Origin of the sequence: Klebsiella sp. MPUS7, assembly GCF_009905335.1 — a bacterium.
In the GTDB taxonomy this organism is placed as follows: Bacteria; Pseudomonadota; Gammaproteobacteria; order Enterobacterales; family Enterobacteriaceae; genus Klebsiella; species Klebsiella grimontii.
The window spans coordinates 2042061-2059298 of the sequence record NZ_CP047604.1; the positions used below are offsets into that span (position 1 = coordinate 2042061).

The 17238-nt window shown below is 54.3% G+C and carries 17 protein-coding genes; 12 read left to right on the forward strand and 5 right to left on the reverse strand.

Annotated features, from left to right (window positions below):
- Positions 1 to 130: 130 nt before the first annotated feature.
- Both azuC and GUC22_RS09625 read left to right on the forward strand, forming a co-directional pair.
- The gene (gene azuC / locus GUC22_RS09620) at positions 131 to 214 is read left to right on the forward strand and encodes a stress response protein AzuC (RefSeq protein WP_004136622.1); all 84 of its coding nucleotides are present in this window, start codon (positions 131 to 133) and stop codon (positions 212 to 214) included.
- A gap of 78 nt (positions 215 to 292) precedes the next feature.
- Entirely contained in the window at positions 293 to 544 is a 252-nt protein-coding gene (locus tag GUC22_RS09625) for a DUF2766 family protein (protein ID WP_004103438.1), read from the forward strand.
- Between the two features lie 46 nt (positions 545 to 590).
- Here GUC22_RS09625 and GUC22_RS09630 read toward each other — a convergent pair whose 3' ends face one another.
- Together GUC22_RS09630 and GUC22_RS09635 are read right to left on the reverse strand one after the other, a co-directional pair.
- Positions 591 to 2102, reverse strand: coding sequence for an MFS transporter (locus tag GUC22_RS09630; RefSeq protein ID WP_170960577.1), 1512 nt, complete (start codon positions 2100 to 2102; stop codon positions 591 to 593).
- Between the two features lie 303 nt (positions 2103 to 2405).
- Complete coding sequence (locus GUC22_RS09635) at positions 2406 to 2909, reverse strand: non-heme ferritin-like protein (protein WP_004136625.1); 504 nt, start codon at positions 2907 to 2909, stop codon at positions 2406 to 2408.
- A 538-nt stretch (positions 2910 to 3447) separates the two neighbouring features.
- Here GUC22_RS09635 and GUC22_RS09640 point away from each other — a divergent pair.
- From GUC22_RS09640 to otsA, 6 genes are all read left to right on the forward strand, one after another.
- A complete protein-coding gene (locus GUC22_RS09640; RefSeq protein ID WP_004136626.1) occupies positions 3448 to 4020 on the forward strand; it encodes a DJ-1/PfpI family protein in 573 nt (190 codons plus the stop codon).
- 273 nt (positions 4021 to 4293) lie between these two features.
- Positions 4294 to 5274 (forward strand): arabinose ABC transporter substrate-binding protein, encoded by a 981-nt coding sequence (locus GUC22_RS09645; RefSeq protein ID WP_024359886.1) that lies wholly within the window; start codon positions 4294 to 4296, stop codon positions 5272 to 5274.
- A 61-nt stretch (positions 5275 to 5335) separates the two neighbouring features.
- Entirely contained in the window at positions 5336 to 6850 is a 1515-nt protein-coding gene (araG, locus tag GUC22_RS09650; RefSeq protein WP_024359885.1) for an L-arabinose ABC transporter ATP-binding protein AraG, read from the forward strand.
- 14 nt (positions 6851 to 6864) lie between these two features.
- Entirely contained in the window at positions 6865 to 7845 is a 981-nt protein-coding gene (gene araH, locus GUC22_RS09655; RefSeq protein WP_004136631.1) for an L-arabinose ABC transporter permease AraH, read from the forward strand.
- 159 nt (positions 7846 to 8004) lie between these two features.
- On the forward strand, positions 8005 to 8808 hold the full coding sequence (gene otsB / locus GUC22_RS09660) for a trehalose-phosphatase (RefSeq protein WP_004136637.1): 804 nt from the start codon (positions 8005 to 8007) through the stop codon (positions 8806 to 8808).
- Entirely contained in the window at positions 8783 to 10207 is a 1425-nt protein-coding gene (otsA, locus tag GUC22_RS09665; protein ID WP_004136641.1) for an alpha,alpha-trehalose-phosphate synthase, read from the forward strand. The genes otsB and otsA overlap by 26 nt, the downstream gene beginning before the upstream one ends.
- Before the next feature lie 28 nt (positions 10208 to 10235).
- Here otsA and uspC read toward each other — a convergent pair whose 3' ends face one another.
- Both uspC and GUC22_RS09675 read right to left on the reverse strand, forming a co-directional pair.
- Complete coding sequence (gene uspC, locus GUC22_RS09670) at positions 10236 to 10664, reverse strand: universal stress protein UspC (RefSeq protein WP_004122077.1); 429 nt, start codon at positions 10662 to 10664, stop codon at positions 10236 to 10238.
- A 128-nt stretch (positions 10665 to 10792) separates the two neighbouring features.
- On the reverse strand, positions 10793 to 10951 hold the full coding sequence (locus tag GUC22_RS09675; protein ID WP_155553276.1) for a hypothetical protein: 159 nt from the start codon (positions 10949 to 10951) through the stop codon (positions 10793 to 10795).
- 75 nt (positions 10952 to 11026) lie between these two features.
- Between GUC22_RS09675 and GUC22_RS09680 the strand changes: the two genes are divergently transcribed.
- On the forward strand, positions 11027 to 12610 hold the full coding sequence (locus GUC22_RS09680) for an MFS transporter (protein WP_004136643.1): 1584 nt from the start codon (positions 11027 to 11029) through the stop codon (positions 12608 to 12610).
- Positions 12611 to 12614: 4 nt separating this feature from the next.
- The gene (locus tag GUC22_RS09685; RefSeq protein ID WP_160183495.1) at positions 12615 to 13754 is read left to right on the forward strand and encodes a glycoside hydrolase family 105 protein; all 1140 of its coding nucleotides are present in this window, start codon (positions 12615 to 12617) and stop codon (positions 13752 to 13754) included.
- A gap of 120 nt (positions 13755 to 13874) precedes the next feature.
- Here the strand turns inward: GUC22_RS09685 and argS are convergent, their stop codons facing one another.
- Positions 13875 to 15608 (reverse strand): arginine--tRNA ligase, encoded by a 1734-nt coding sequence (gene argS / locus GUC22_RS09690; protein ID WP_004136646.1) that lies wholly within the window; start codon positions 15606 to 15608, stop codon positions 13875 to 13877.
- A gap of 230 nt (positions 15609 to 15838) precedes the next feature.
- Between argS and GUC22_RS09695 the strand changes: the two genes are divergently transcribed.
- Together GUC22_RS09695 and cutC are read left to right on the forward strand one after the other, a co-directional pair.
- The gene (locus GUC22_RS09695) at positions 15839 to 16408 is read left to right on the forward strand and encodes a VOC family protein (protein WP_024359882.1); all 570 of its coding nucleotides are present in this window, start codon (positions 15839 to 15841) and stop codon (positions 16406 to 16408) included.
- Between the two features lie 76 nt (positions 16409 to 16484).
- A complete protein-coding gene (gene cutC / locus GUC22_RS09700; RefSeq protein WP_160183496.1) occupies positions 16485 to 17219 on the forward strand; it encodes a copper homeostasis protein CutC in 735 nt (244 codons plus the stop codon).
- Positions 17220 to 17238: the final 19 nt, after the last annotated feature.

A 17238-nucleotide genomic window follows, 5' to 3' on the forward strand; every position in this document is an offset into this window, starting at 1 on the left:
TTGTTTAATAATTAAATTATTTTTGTAAAAAATAGGTGATTTTGCGCACGTTTTGATTGATTTTTGTGATGTAAGTCATATTATAGCCGTAAAGACATTAACACCTGCATAACAAAAAATGGAGTCAACCATGAAACTGCGCAAAATCCTGAAGAGCATGTTCGAAAACTACTGCAAAACCTTCAAAGACGTACCGCCTGGCGGTATGTTCTGATAAAAAACCTGCTGCGGCAGGTTTTTTTATATTCCACGATTTAGGTTACTATTACGCTCCTGAAAAAAGGAGTGAAACATGTCTCAACATCTTACCGAACACGACGAACTGGTTTCTGACGTGGTTGCCTGCCAGTTAGTCATCAAACAGATCCTCGATGTCATTGATATTATCGCCCCTGTCGAGGTACGCGAAAAAATGACCACCCAGCTGAAAGCTATCGATTTCGCCAGCCACCCGGCGTCGGCTGACCCGGTGACCCTGCGGGCGGTACAAAAGGCCATCGCGCTGATTGAACTGAAATTCACCCCGCAGGAAGAAGCGCACTAGCTGCGTTAGCCCCGTCATCATTGCGATCGCGGGGCGTTTTAACCGATTAGTGGGATACGGCGGTTTGAATGGCGCCTTTCTGGGTATTTTTAAACAGCTTGCTGTTGCCCCAGCACTCTTCGTAGCGGTGGCCGACTAAATCTTCCACGATAAGGCGAACCTCCGGCGCGATATCGCCGATCTTACCACCTGCCTTAATGCGCGCGACCTCCTGCAACACCACCAGGTGCGCCTTGCGATCGAGCTTCATCTGCTTACTGAACACAATGGCTGCCAGAGCCAGCAGAATCACCCCCGCGCAGAACACAACCGCAATCGCGGTGACCGCGCTTTCAGGCTGCGTATGCGCCTTCGACTGGAATCCGTAGAAGCTGAGGATCGCCCCCATGGAAAAGACGATGATAGAGCGCAAAATTTTACCGGAGAAGGTCATTGCTCCCGCATAGATCCCTTCGCGGCGACGGCCGGTATAGATTTCATCGACATCCGCCAAAAAGGTGTAAACGGTCCACGGAATGTAGTACACGCCGCCGGTGCCCAGGCCGAACAGTACGGTAATGCCAAACATAAGAATGGTTGCCAGGTGTGCTGGCAGATGGAAGAACCACAGCGAGGTGTAGAGCAGTACGGCAAAGATAACCACGCTCAGCGCCAGAATATAAGGTTTACTGAAGCCTTTCTTCACACACAGGCCGATAAACAGGGCGGTTGATACCAGCTGCAGGATGGAGTTCAGACTGTTGAGGCCGGCTACCATCGCCGGATCGTGCTGCAGCACGAAGATAACGAAGTAAGTGAAGATCGACGCAAACAGCCACTCGGCGCCGAAGCCGCAGAGATACATACCAAGGTGTTTACGGAATACGCGCAGATAAAACGTGGAGCGCATATCTTTCGCCAGCATCAGCAGCGTACTGAGCAGCCCCTTTTTCTTTCCCTTGCTCATTTCCTCTTCTCGCGGACGCTCCCAGCTGCAGTACCACAGGCAGGAGATGGCCACGATGAGAATGACGCCGTAGGTGAGCCCGGTCAGGAAGAACGGGGTCGCGGATTCTTTCCCATAGAGCAGGATAAACTGTCCCGGGATAAAGGCCGCCAGGAAGTTGGCCAGTTTGCCGAAAATCGCTTTGTAACCGGTCAGTTTCGAACGCAGTGAGAAATCGTCTGTCATTTCGGTCGCCAATGTTTCATAGGGGACCATAATCGAGGTATAAATGATTTCAAAGACGACGTAGGTGCACAGGTAGTACCAGAAGCCGAGGCCTTCTACCCACAGCAGCGGGTAGAACATCATCAGCGGAATGCCAATCAATAAAAAGAAGCGGCGACGACCGAAGCGTTTACCAAGCCGCGTTTTGCCAAAGTTATCGGTGAGATAACCCATAAGCGGGTTACTAATCGCGTCAATAATACTGGCGACGGAAAAGATAAAGGAGGCTTCGATCAGCGTCAGCCCGCAGAAGGTTGTATAAAAATAGAGCAGCCATGCGCCGCTGATCGCCAGTGCGCCGCTTCCCAGCAAATTCCCGCCGCCGTAGGCTAACTGATGGCGTAACAAAATCGGTCTTCCCTGCAGCCCCTGTGAGGCTGAAGCCGTATATCTTGCCATTAAAATAAACTCCGTGTTTTAAATTTTTGAAACACTGTTTTTATATTATTAACTCATGGTTTTAAACGTGATCCAGATCACCAATACCCTGCTAATTCCTCCGGCTGAGCGGGAATGAGATCTGGTTAAAACTTTTTAATGCTTTTCAGGAATAAAAAACGGCGCCGAAGCGCCGAAAAAGAGGGTGAGCAGGGGAGGTAGGATAAAGCGAGTGCGGGCGCGAACAGGCGACGTATCCCCGCCAGTATGGGGTTAGCCGCGCTGGTTGCTGACCAGATCGAGCAGGTAACGATCGGTTTGTTGTTCGCTGGTCCCGGCTTTTTCCGCATGGCGTACTTCGTCAAGAATCGTCTCCAGCAGCATGCCATCCCGATCCTGTTGTTCCGCAAGCAGCGTCAGAAAGCGCAGGGTTGGCGCATCGCTTTGCGCCTTCGCCTCTTCCGCCAGGCTGGAGAGTATGCTGCTGCGCTGCTGATAATCCTCAACGGTTTTGCTAAAGAGGTCTTCAAGCGATGTGCATTCAGCGCTATAGGTATCTTGCGCTTTGACCACGGGCCAGGCGCCTGATTTTTTCATAAAATCAAAGACCCGCATCGTCTGCGTTATGCTGGCTTGCGCTCGGTTACGGAGAAAAGTGGCGGTACCGTTCAACCGGTGCTGAGTACACCATTCGCTTAAATGCAGATATAAATTTGAGGTATGGAATTCAAGATTCATCTGGTTATTTAGCTTTTGGACCATTCGTGGAACGACCATAAAAATATCCTTATTCTCTTTGGAGGGGCTGGCGTCATATCCTGACGCATCTATAGCAGGGCTGCGTAGAAATTATGGGGCACAGGAAGATAGCTCTGAATAATAATATTCAGAGCTTCTACGTATGCCTGTGTATTAAATTTCTTATCTCAACGGATATAGAATAGCGCTATATTTCAATTAAGAAAACTCTCAATGTCTGATATTTACATTTGGTTACAGCATCGGTAGATATCTTTATATAATGGTTTTTTGTTAGAGAAAATGCTGAGATTTAGCATCGGATTTAAATTTATCTGGATGATTTTATGTATTTTTATTTCGAGCTCTCACTAATTAATAGTAGTGCTAGTAATGTTAGTGAAATTTCGTTTTAAAAATAGTGATTCATAGTTCTTTTTTTGTGATAGCCTGCGAGTAAGAAAATCAGCGGGGTCGTCCTGGCTCATGTAACAAAAAGCAGATGATGACGTTAATTTAAAAAAATGCTGTGTTTGTAAACACATTATTGCTACCTGGCTATCTGAAGGAGACGGAAATGAAAAAAGTTGCGGTGCTGCTGGCGCCGGGTTTTGAGGAAGGCGAAGCGATTGTGGTTATTGATATTCTTCGTCGCTTGCATCTCAATGTTGAACTGCTCGCCTGCGCCGAGTCGCGCGCGGTAGTGAGCTACCATGATATCCCCATGGTGGCGGACAGCACGCTAACGGAACGCGCCGGCGCGCTATACGACGCGGTGGTTCTGCCTGGCGGTCCGCAGGGAAGCGTGAATTTGGCCGCCAGTCAGGCCGTCGTGGCGTTTATCTCGGCCCACGATGAAGCAGGAAAGCTGATCTGCCCAATCTGTTCGGCAGCCGCGAGAGTCCTTGGCGGCAACGGCCTGCTGAAGGGGCGTCGCTACGTCTGTTCGGGAGAGCTATGGCAAGACGTCTCCGACGGCGAGTACGTTGACCAGGCGGTGGTGGAAGACGGGAATTTGATCAGCGGTAAAGGGTTAGGGCACGTTTTTGATTTTTCGTTCACCGTCGCCGCCCGTTTATTGGGGGACGAGGCACCTGTTCGCGATCATGCGGAGCACATTTATTGCCAATGGCGATCTCTCCAGGGATAACTCTGCTGATGATATAGAGAATATTGCTACGGCCCGCGCTAATTGTCTGACAATTAGCGCTTTTTTTATGTCTTTTTTCGCTGTTTATATGTACGCAATTACTGTAATTCCGCGATGTGATTGGGCTCTCGTATGGAGAAATAATTTCCGGTTAATACTATTTAAACAACGGCACTCATGATTGAGATTTTCCTAATGCCTTGTTTTTCGTCCGATAAAAAATTTAAGTCTTATTTTTCCCTACATAAAAGCGAATTAAAGCTGGAGTTTACCATGCACAAATTTACTAAAGCGCTGGCGGCGATTGGTCTTGCCGCAGTTATGTCACAATCAGCTATGGCTGAGACGCTGAAGCTGGGTTTTCTGGTGAAACAGCCTGAAGAGCCATGGTTTCAAACAGAGTGGAAATTTGCCGATAAGGCCGGTAAAGATTTAGGTTTCGATGTGATTAAAATCGCTGTTCCCGACGGCGAGAAAACCCTTAACGCGATTGATAGCCTGGCGGCCAGCGGAGCCAAGGGCTTCGTCATTTGCACCCCGGACCCAAAACTCGGGGCGGCTATTGTCGCCAAAGCGCGCGGCTATGATATGAAAGTGATTACCGTCGATGACCAGTTCGTCAACGCCAAAGGCAAACCGATGGACAGCGTACCGCTGGTGATGATGGCGGCCAGCGAAATCGGCGCGCGTCAGGGGCAGGAACTGTATAAAGAGATGCAAAAACGCGGTTGGGATGTAAAAGACACCGCGGTTATGGCTATCACTGCCGATGAGCTGGATACCGCCCGCCGCCGTACCACCGGATCTATCGACGCGCTGAAAGCCGCCGGCTTCCCGGAGCAACAAATCTATCGCGTGCCAACCAAATCTAACGACATCCCCGGCGCGTTTGACGCCGGTAACTCCATGCTGGTTCAACATCCGAATGTTAAGCACTGGCTGATCGTCGGCATGAACGACAATACCGTGCTGGGCGGCGTGCGCGCGACCGAAGGCCAGGGCTTTAAAGCGCCTGACGTTATCGGTATCGGTATTAACGGCGTTGATGCGGTGAACGAGCTTTCTAAAGCCCAGGCCACCGGCTTCTACGGCTCTCTGCTGCCAAGCCCGGATATTCACGGCTATAAAACCAGCGAGATGCTTTACAACTGGGTAACGAAAGACGTTGAGCCGCCGAAATTCACCGCGGTAACCGACGTGGTGCTAATTACCCGTGACAACTTTAAAGAAGAGCTGGCGAAAAAAGGGCTGTAAGGCCGGTTGACCGGGCCTCTCGCAGTGCGCGAGGGGCTCCGTACAGAAAAGCGGAGTCGTTATGCAACAGTCTACCCCTTATCTCTCATTTCACGGCATCACCATGACCTTCCCGGGCGTTAAAGCGCTGTCCGACATTAGCTTTGGCTGCTATGCCGGACAGGTTCACGCCCTGATGGGAGAAAACGGCGCCGGGAAATCCACGCTGCTGAAAATTCTCAGCGGCAACTACATACCGACGGCCGGCAGCCTGCAGATCCGCGGTCAGCAGATGACGTTCAATCACACCACCGAGGCGCTGAACGCCGGGGTGGCGATTATCTATCAGGAGCTGCATCTGATTCCGGAAATGACCGTGGCGGAAAATATCTACCTCGGTCAGCTGCCGCATAAAGGCGGGATTGTGAATCGGTCGCTGCTGAATTATGAAGCAGGCCTGCAGCTTAAACATCTGGGGCTCGATATCGACCCGGAAACGCCGCTCAAATATCTCTCTATCGGCCAGTGGCAAATGGTGGAGATCGCCAAAGCGCTGGCGCGTAACGCCAAAATTATCGCCTTTGATGAGCCGACCAGCTCCCTTTCGGCGCGAGAAATTGAAAACCTGTTTCGGGTGATCCGCGAGCTGCGCCAGGAAGGACGGGTCATTATTTACGTTTCCCACCGTATGGAGGAGATCTTTGCGTTAAGCGACGCCATTACGGTATTCAAAGATGGCCGCTACGTGCGCACCTTTGACAATATGCAGGAGGTTAACCACGACGCGCTGGTCCAGGCGATGGTGGGGCGCGAACTGGGCGATATCTACGGCTGGCAGCCGCGTGAATATGGCAAAGAGCGTTTGCGTCTTGAGCAGGTGAAGGCGCCCGGCGTGCGCCAGCCCGTCAGTCTGTCGGTGCGCAGCGGAGAAATCGTCGGCCTGTTTGGGCTGGTCGGCGCCGGGCGCAGCGAGCTGATGAAAGGCTTATTCGGTGGCAGCAGAATAACCGGCGGTCAGGTTTATATCGACGGCGAGGCCATTGATATTCGTAAGCCAGCCCAGGCGATTCAGGCCGGGATGATGCTCTGCCCGGAAGACCGTAAAGCGGAGGGCATAATTCCGGTCCATTCGGTGCGCGACAACATCAATATCAGCGCTCGGCGCAAGCATATTCTCGCCGGCTGCGTTATCAACAACGCCTGGGAAGCGCAGAACGCCGACCAGCACATTAAATCGCTGAATATCAAAACGCCTGGCGCCGAGCAGCTGATTATGAACCTCTCCGGCGGCAATCAGCAGAAGGCGATCCTTGGCCGCTGGCTGTCGGAAGAGATGAAAGTCATCCTGCTTGATGAGCCAACGCGCGGTATTGACGTGGGCGCTAAGCACGAAATCTACAACGTTATCTATGCATTAGCGGCATCTGGCGTCGCGGTGGTTTTTGCCTCCAGCGATTTACCGGAAGTTCTCGGCGTTGCCGATCGCATCGTGGTTATGCGTGAGGGTGAGATTGCCGGAGAACTGCTGCATGAACATGCGAATGAACAGCAGGCATTGAGCCTTGCGATGCCAAAAGTGAGCCAGGCGGTCGCCTGAGTAAGGAGTCTATGATGTCATCAGTTACTACTTCAGGTACTACCCGGTCGGCTTTTAGCTTCTCCCGCGTCTGGGATCAGTTCGGCATGCTGGTTGTTTTTGCGGTGCTGTTTATTGGCTGCGTCATTTTTGTGCCTAATTTTGCCTCATTTATCAATATGAAAGGCCTGGGGTTGGCTATTTCTATGTCCGGAATGGTGGCCTGCGGGATGCTGTTTTGCCTGGCATCCGGCGACTTTGACCTGTCGGTCGCCTCGGTTATCGCCTGCGCCGGGGTGACCACGGCGGTGGTGATTAACCTGACAGAGAGCATGTGGATTGGCATCGGCGCCGGTCTGCTGCTCGGGGCGCTGAGCGGTCTGGTAAACGGTTTTGTGATTGCCCGCCTGAAGATTAACGCCCTGATCACCACCCTGGCGACCATGCAGATCGTTCGCGGTCTGGCCTATATCATCTCTGACGGTAAGGCGGTAGGGATTGAAGACGAGCGCTTCTTTACTCTCGGATACGCCAACTGGTTTGGTCTGCCAGCGCCTATCTGGCTGACCGTAGCCTGCCTGATTGTCTTCGGCCTGTTGCTCAATAAAACCACCTTCGGCCGTAATACCCTGGCGATTGGCGGCAACGAAGAAGCTGCGCGTCTGGCGGGCGTGCCGGTGGTGCGGACCAAGATCATTATTTTCGTCCTTTCCGGCCTGGTTTCTGCCGCGGCAGGCATTATCCTGGCTTCCCGTATGACCAGCGGTCAGCCGATGACCTCGATTGGCTATGAGCTGATTGTTATCTCGGCCTGCGTGCTGGGGGGCGTATCGCTGAAGGGCGGGATCGGTAAGATCTCCTACGTGGTGGCCGGGATCCTGATCCTGGGGACGGTGGAGAACGCGATGAACCTGCTGAACATCTCGCCGTTCTCGCAGTACGTCGTTCGCGGCGTGATTTTGCTGGCGGCGGTTATCTTTGACCGCTACAAACAGAAAGCGAAGCGCGCCGTTTAATCCAGGTCAACTTTTCAGTTTAATCCTAATCCATTGCCAGCGCTCGTTGCGCTGGCAATGACTATCAAAAATGGCGAGGCTGGTCACACTGTCTATACTTACATGGCTACAATAAATTAACACCCAGCATGTTGCTGGCCATGATAAGGAGGAAACAGGGTGGCTGACCAGATTTATGTACCGCCTGCGTTAACCGGAAACTGCGCTTTTTTCTTTGACCTCGACGGTACCCTTGCCGGTATCAAACCCCATCCCGATCAGGTGGTCATTCCTGCCGATGTTCTGCAGACGCTGCGCCAGCTCGTGCAGCAGCATAACGGCGCGGTGGCATTGATTTCAGGGCGCTCAATGGTTGAGCTGGATGAGCTTACCCGTCCTTACCGGCTGCCGCTTGCCGGTGTCCACGGGGCTGAACGCCGTGACATCAATGGTAAAACGCATATTGTCTCTTTACCTGATTCCCTCCTGAAGGCGCTGTCGGCGGAACTGACCGCGGCGCTGGATGCGTTGCCGGGATGCGAACTGGAAAGTAAGGGGATGGCTTTTGCGCTGCACTACCGTCAGGCGCCGGAGCATCAGCACGCGGTGCTGGCGCTGGCGCAAGCCGTCGTGCAGCGCCATCCCATTCTGGCTTTACAGCCGGGCAAGTGCGTGGTGGAGATCAAACCGCGCGGAGTGAATAAGGGTGAAGCGATAGCCGCTTTTATGCAGGAAGCTCCATTCAGAGGGCGCAAACCGGTATTTGTCGGTGATGATTTAACCGATGAAGCGGGTTTTAGCGTCGTCAATCAACTGAGTGGCGTATCGGTCAAAGTGGGCGGCGGCGAGACCCAGGCGCGTTGGCGCCTGCCGGATGTCGCCGCTGTTCATCTTTGGATTAGTAACATCGCGAATCATGGGCAACAACCAGATGCGCTAACCGACAGGAGAGATGGCTATGAGTCGCTTAGTCGTAGTATCTAATCGTATTGCCCCGCCGGATGATAAAAAGGCCAGCGCCGGTGGCCTTGCCGTGGGGATTATGGGGGCATTAAAAGCAGCCGGAGGATTGTGGTTCGGCTGGAGTGGGGAAATCGGTGATGACCAGCAGCCGCTAAAAAAAGTGACTCAGGGAAATATAACCTGGGCCTCTTTCAACCTTAGCGAGCAGGATCACGACGAATATTACAACCGCTTTTCCAACGCCGTGCTATGGCCCGCGTTCCATTATCGTCTTGATCTGGTCGATTTTCAGCGTGAAGCCTGGGAGGGCTATCAGCGTGTCAACGCGAAGCTGGCCGATAAGCTGCTGCCGCTGATCGAAGCTGACGATATTGTCTGGATCCACGATTACCACCTGCTGCCGTTGGCCAGCGAACTGCGCCAGCGCGGCGTCAATAACCGCATCGGCTTCTTTTTACATATTCCGTTCCCGACGCCGGAAGTCTTTAACGCGCTGCCGCCGCACGCGGAGCTGCTGGAACAGCTTTGCGATTACGATTTACTGGGCTTTCAGACCGAGAGCGACCGACTGGCGTTTCTGGACTGCGTATCGATGCAGACCCGTCTGACGACGCGCGGCGGAAAAAAACATGTGGCCTGGGGCAAACCTTTCCAGACCGAAGTCTACCCAATCGGTATCGATCCGGAAGAGATAGCGCGCAGCGCAAAAGGGCCGCTGCCGCCCAAGCTGGCGCAGCTGAAAAGCGAACTGAAAAGCGTGCAGAATATCTTTTCCGTCGAGCGGCTGGATTATTCGAAGGGGCTGCCGGAGCGTTTTCTCGCCTACGAGGCGCTGCTTGAAAACTATCCGCATCATCACGGTAAGATTCGCTATACCCAGATTGCGCCGACGTCGCGCGGCGATGTTCAGGCCTATCAGGATATTCGTCACCAGCTGGAAACCGCAGCCGGACGCATTAACGGCCGGTATGGCCAGCTGGGCTGGACTCCGCTTTACTACCTGAACCAGCACTTTGAACGCAAGCTGCTGATGAAAATCTTCCGCTACTCGGACGTCGGGCTGGTTACGCCGCTGCGCGATGGGATGAATCTGGTGGCGAAAGAGTATGTTGCCGCGCAGGACCCGCAAAATCCGGGCGTGCTGGTGCTGTCGCAGTTTGCCGGCGCGGCGAACGAGCTGCCGACGGCCTTAATCGTCAATCCTTACGATCGCGACGAGGTCGCCGCAGCGCTGGATCAGGCGCTAACCATGCCGCTGGCCGAGCGTATAGCCCGCCATTCGGCCATGCTGGCGGTGATTAAGGATAACGATATCCATCGCTGGCAGGAGCGGTTTATTGCCGATCTAAAGGAGATTGAGCCAGGCAGTGAGGAGAGTCACTTAGCGCGTAAGGTCGCAACTTTCCCCAAACTTGCCTGAGGCAACGACGGTTAGCGCTTCCCCGGCGCTAACCTTTTTCCAGACACACCAGCAGCACGTCAACGCCGCTGCTGCCAACGATATCTTTCGCCGAACAGGTTGCGCGAGAAAACAGGCTCTGGTTATGGTTACCGCAAATCACCAGGTCAACGCGATGCTGCCGACAAAAATCCTTCACGTGATGAGCAATCCCGCCGCTGGCGATGGTCATTTTTTCGATAGGGTAGTCGGCGTGGCGGGCGAGTTCGGCCAGAAAGCCGCGCGTCTCTTCCTGCATGACTTCGCGTAAATTTTCCATCATCGGCGCCGCAAACTGGTTGTACAACTCCGGATCGGTTGCCAGCGTGATCAGGCTGACTTTCGCATTAACCGGACGGGCGATTGAGACGGCTTTCTGAATGAGGACCCGGCTTTCCGGGGTTGGCGCCACGGCGACCAATAGATGTGAGTAGGGCATCAAGCCTCCTTGAGATACGCGAAATAACCCTTTCTATTGTCTTTACTCCGATTCCTTAGCTTTCGCAAGGTTTATCCACGGCGAAAAACCAGGCGCAGATTCTCCTCGACGCAAGGTCTTTTTGGCTGTCACCTCGCAACTTTTGGTCCGATCTTTTGTATTAAAAGAAACGCTGTTTTATAAATCAGTGAGGCGCGTTCATCGACTCTTTGTGTTTTTGCCAGTGAACGCTTTTGGCTGGCAAAAATGAAAAGGTAACGCCGTTCCCATGTTCTTAATGTAGCCATGTATCAACCCCTTTTGGCTGAATGGGCCAAAAAGCGGTTCGGAGTTCTCTAAAAAAAGACACAGGATTTACGGCGATGAAAACACGTAAAATCGGTTTGGTTAACTACCTTGCCTATGGATCGGGCGATTTCCTTGGTGCGGGGACAACCGCACTTACAGCAGCATGGCTGCTCTACTTCTACACCACCTTTTGCGGTCTTTCCCCTATCGAAGCGACGCTTATTTTTGCCACCGCCAGGGTGCTGGATGCGGTGATCAGTCCGCTGATGGGCTTCCTGACGGATAACTTTGGCTCGACCTGGCTGGGGAAACGTTTTGGCAGACGCAAGTTCTTCATCCTGCTCGGCATCCCCTGCGTATTTAGCTACTCCATCATGTGGGTAGGGGATATGGGGTTCTGGTACTACCTGCTGACCTATCTGCTGTTTGATATTGTCTACACCATGATTCTGGTGCCGTATGAAACGCTGGTGCCGGAAATGACCGATGATTTTAAACAGAAAACAAAATTCTCCGGCGCGCGTATTTCAATGGCCCAGATGTCAGCGATTCTGGCTTCGTTCCTGCCGGGCGTGCTGCTGACTATCTTCGGCAAAGACAACGCCGTTTCTTTCTTTTACGCCAGCCTGGTGTTCTCGGTACTGTGCGCGATGATGCTGACATTTGTCTGGTTCTTTACCTGGGAACGCCCGCGTGAAGAGTGGACGGAAGCCGCGCTACGCGCTGAAGAGGAGAAACAAAACCTGACGCTGTCTCAGAGCCTTAACCGCCTGTTTATTGAGTTAAGTTCGACCCTGCGAATTAAAATTTTTCGTCAGCATCTGGGCATGTATCTGGGAGGCTATATCGCCCAGGATGTGTTCAATGCGGTCTTTACCTACTACGTGGTGTTTGTGTTGATGCAGGAAGCCTCGATGGCCTCCAACCTGCTCGGTACCATGGCAATCTTCCAGTTTATCGCGGTTATCGCCATGATCCCGCTGTGCATTCGCTTCGGGCCGGCGCCATCGTACCGTATGGTGGTGGTGCTGTTCGGCCTGAGTTCGCTCTCCTACGCGGTGCTGTACTACGCTGGCCTTAGCGATGTTTATTCGCTACTGCTGCTGATATCCGCGGTGGCTGGCCTGGGGCGCGGCGGCATCAACTATGTTCCGTGGAACACCTACACCTATATTGCCGACGTGGACGAAGTGATCACCGGCCAGCGCCGCGAAGGCATCTTCGCCGGGATTATGACCCTGACGCGTAAGGCGTCCCAGGCCGGCGCGGTGATGCTGGTGGGGATCATCATGCAGATGTCGGGCTTTGTCTCCGGGCAGAAAACGCAGCCCTATGAAGTGAGCCATACCATTCTGCTGATCCTCAGCGTCGGTACTTTAGTGGTGCTGGCCTGCGGTTTCCTCGTGTCCCTGCGCTTTAAGCTCAATCTGCAAACCCACAGCGTCCTGCGTGCGGAAACGCTGAAAATGCGTGAATCAGGCCGCGCTCAGCCGGAACTGGCAAGCGCCGAGGATCGTGAAGTGGTGGAGATGCTGGCCGGGATGCCGTACGACGCCCTGTGGGGAAACAACAATATTGGTTATCTGAATCGGAATAAACCCGCCGCGCCAGCGCTGAAGCAGCGTTCAGCCATGAATTCGACATATAACAGAGGTTAAGGATATGAAAATTTGGCCTGTCAAACATAGCCCACTACTGCGCCAGCCGGAGCGTTTTATCGCCCGCAATGAACTGCAGGCGCTGATTCAGAAGGTGACGCGCAATCTGGTCAACATTAAGGACGAAAGCGGGCAATTTTTACTGCGGCTGGACGACGGACGCGTTATTGACACCAAAGGGTGGAACGGCTGGGAGTGGACTCACGGCGTCGGCCTGTACGGTATTTATCAGTACTACCAGCAGACCGGCGATACCGCGATGCGCGACATTATCGATAGCTGGTTTGCCGATCGCTTTGCCGAGGGCGCGACCACCAAAAACGTCAACACCATGGCGCCGTTTCTCACCCTGGCATACCGCTACGAAGAGACGGGTAACTCCGCGTATCTGCCCTGGCTCGATAGCTGGGCGGAGTGGGCGATGAACGAAATGCCGCGCACTGAATCTGGCGGCATGCAGCACATCACCCTGGCGGAAGAGAATCATCAGCAGATGTGGGACGACACGTTGATGATGACGGTTCTGCCGCTGGCGAAAATCGGCAAGCTGCTTAATCGTCCGGAATACGTAGAGGAGGCGGTATATCAGTTTTTGCTGCACGTGCAGAATCTGCTGGACCGCGAGACCGGCCTGTGGTTCCACGGCTGGAACTATGAGGGGCGGCATAATTTCGCCCAAGCCCGCTGGGCGCGCGGCAATAGCTGGCTGACTATCGTTATTCCGGATTTTCTGGAGCTGGTGGATTTACCCGAAAACAGCGCGGTACGGCGTTATCTGGTGCAGGTGCTGAATGCGCAGATTGCGGCGCTGGCCCGCTGTCAGGACGATAGCGGCCTGTGGCATACGCTGCTTGACGATCCCGACTCCTATCTGGAAGCGTCGGCGACCGCCGGTTTTGCTTATGGGATCCTCAAAGCGGTGCGCAAGCGCTACGTGAGTCAGGCGTATGCGGAGGTGGCGGAAAAAGCGATTCGCGGCATCGTGCAGAATATCTCACCGCAAGGGGAGCTGCTGCAAACGTCGTTCGGTACCGGAATGGGTTCGAATCTTGATTTTTATCGCGACATTCCGCTGACGTCGATGCCGTATGGCCAGGCGATGGCGATCCTGTGCCTGACGGAGTATCTGCGGAAGTATTTCTGAGAAGGGCGGAATTTCCCCGGTGGCGCTTACGCTTACCGGGGCTACAAGGATGTTGCAGATCTGATGAGCGCGGCGCCATCAGGCGTTATAAAACAAACCCGGCTTTCGCCGGGTTTGTTTTTACATCCGTTCTACAGTTTCGATACCCAGGGTATCCAGACCCAGCTTCAGCGTTTTTGCGGTCAGCAGTGCCAGCTTCAGGCGGCTGTTGCGCGTCTCTTCGCTTTCGGCGCTCAGGATCGGGCAGTGCTCGTAGAAGCCGGAGAACAGGCCAGCCAGATCGTACAGATAAGAGCACATGACGTGCGGCGTGCCTTCACGCGCGACGACGGTCAGGGTTTCTTCAAACTGCAGCAGACGGGCCGCCAGCTGGGCTTCACGGTCTTCGGTGATCACCACCGGCGCAGCCGCCAGCGTGCTTTCATCAATATCCGCTTTGCGGAACACGGAGAGCACGCGGGTATAGGCATACTGCATATAAGGCGCGGTATTGCCCTCAAAGGCCAGCATGTTGTCCCAGTCAAAGATGTAGTCGGTGGTGCGGTTTTTAGACAAATCGGCGTATTTCACCGCGCCAATTCCGACCGCGTTCGCCAGTTTTTCCAGCTCATCGGCGGGCATATCCGGGTTTTTCTCCGCCACCAGACGGCGGGCGCGTTCCAGCGCTTCGTCCAGCAGGTCGGCGAGCTTCACGGTGCCGCCGGCGCGGGTTTTAAACGGTTTGCCGTCCTTGCCGAGCATCATGCCGAACATGTGGTGCTCCAGCGGGACGGAATCCGGCACGTAGCCGGCTTTACGCACGATGGTCCACGCCTGCATCAGGTGCTGGTGCTGCCGAGAGTCGATGTAGTAAAGCACGCGATCCGCATGCAGGTTTTCGTAACGGTATTTTGCGCAGGCGATATCGGTAGTGGTGTAGAGATAGCCGCCATCCTTCTTCTGGATAATCACGCCCATCGGTTCGCCTTCCTTGTTTTTGTATTCGTCAAGGAACACCACGGTCGCGCCTTCGCTTTCTACCGCCAGACCTTGGGCTTTCAGATCGGCAACGATACCCGGCAGCATCGGGTTATAGAGGCTTTCACCCATCACGTCGTCGCGGGTCAGAGTGACGTTCAGGCGGTTATAGGTAAGCTGGTTTTGCGACATGGTGATATCGACCAGCTTGCGCCACATTTCACGGAAGTACTCGTCGCCGCCCTGCAGCTTAACGACGTAGCTGCGCGCGCGCTCGGCGAAGGCTTCATCTTCGTCGTAGTGTTTTTTCGCTTCGCGATAGAAACCTTCCAGGTCGGCCAGCGCCATCTCGCCGGCGTTTTCCTGCTGCTGCTTTTCCAGGTACGCGATCAGCATGCCAAACTGGGTGCCCCAGTCGCCTACGTGGTTCGCGCGGATCACTTTATGCCCGAGAAACTCCAGCGTACGCACCGCGGCATCGCCAATAATCGTGGAGCGCAGATGGCCTACGTGCATCTCTTTCGCCACGTTCGGCGCGGAGTAATCGACCACCACCGTCTGCGCCTGCGGCTGAGCCACGCCCAGGCGTTCGGATTTCAGCGCGCTGCTGACGTTTTCCGCGAGGAAAGCCGGGTCGAGGAAAATATTAATAAAGCCGGGACCGGCGATTTCGACCTTACTGGCAATGCCGCTCAGGTCGAGATGAGACAGGACCTGCTCTGCAAGTTGTCGCGGCGCCATGCCCAGTTTTTTGGCTACGGCCATCACGCCGTTGGCCTGATAATCGCCGAACTGGACTTTTGCTGACTGGCGGACCTGAGGTTCGCAATCGGCAGACGCGCCTGCCGCGATCAGGGCCTGACTGACTTTTTCTGAGAGAAGAGCCTGAATATTCACCGAAATACCTTACGTTTAACACGCCGTCACCCAGAGGGGGCGGCGCAGGAATGTGGACAAATTAGGGCGGGAGTATACTGCATTTGCGCCCACGCGTCAGCACCGCGCAGAGGTTGCTAAGCCTCGCGCTCAACGAATAACCGTTCACGGGGGGCCGCCGACGATTGTCGGTTGGTAGGGCGCGGGAAACGCGATAAATTAGCTCTTTTTAGCGAGTACCGAGGCTTACGATGGCGAACTGGCAGCAGATTAATGAATTAAACGATATTTCCGCGGACCTGCCGCGCTTTACCGAGGCGCTAAACGCGCTAGCTCATCGGCTTGGTCTCGATATTACGTCACTTGATGCCGACCATATTTCCCTGCGCTGTCATCAGAACACCACGGCGGAACGCTGGCGTCGCGGCTTTGAACAATGCGGCACGCTGCTGTCGGAAAACGTGATTAACGGCCGGCCCATCTGTTTATTCCGCCTGGATGAGCCGGTGGTCGTGGCGCACTGGCGTTTTCGCATCGTTGAGCTGCCGTGGCCGGGCGAAAAGCGCTATCCGCATGAAGGCTGGGAGCATATTGAAATCGTGCTGCCTGGCGAACCTGAAACGCTCAATACCCGCGCGCTGGCGCTGCTGTCCGATGACGGGCTGAGCCAACCGGGTATTTTTGTCAAGACCAGCGCGCCGAAAGGTGCGCGTGAGCGTTTACCGAATCCAACCCTGGCGGTAACCGATGGCAAAGTGACGATCAAATTTCACCCGTGGTCGATTGAGCAAATTGTCGCCAGTGAACACGCTGAACGATGACAGTGTGACGTTACGCGGCGTCTGCCGGGAGAAATCGTGCCATTCTGGCGTGCCTGCTCAATCTACGGAGAGAAGAATGACCTTACTGGAAGTCTGCTGTTACAGCATGGAGTGCGCGCTGGAGGCCCAGCGCCGCGGCGCCGATCGCATCGAGCTATGCGCCGCGCCGCAGGAGGGGGGGCTGACGCCTTCGCTGGGCGTACTGAAATCGGTGCGTGAAGCGGTGACTATTCCCGTGCATCCGATTATTCGCCCGCGCGGCGGTGATTTTTGCTATACCGCGGGCGAGTTTGCCGCGATGCTGGATGATGTCGCCGCGGTGAAAGATCTCGGTTTTCCCGGCCTGGTAATCGGTATTCTTGACGCCGACGGTCGGGTGGATAGGGCGCGAATGAAAAAAATAATGGCGGCGGCGGGAACCCTGGCCGTCACCTTTCACCGGGCCTTTGATATGTGCGCCAACCCGCGCCAGGCCAGCGTTGAGCTGGCTGAACTCGGCGTTCAGCGTATCCTGACTTCGGGCCAGCAGGCGTCTGCCGAAAAAGGAATTTCATTAATCAGGGAACTTATTTCCCAAAACGATACTCCTATTATTATGGCCGGTGCAGGAGTGCGCGCCGCCAACCTGGCGCTGTTTTTACAGGCGGGGGTAAAAGAGGTGCATACCTCGGCAGGCCAGTGGTTACCGTCCCCGATGCGCTTTCGCAATCCCGGATTGTCGATGTCTACGGATGCCGAAGCAGATGAATACTTACGCTACGCCGTCAATGGCGAAGCGGTAGCGGAAATGAAGAAGATAATTACCGCGTAGAGAGAGTAAACCGTTTTTT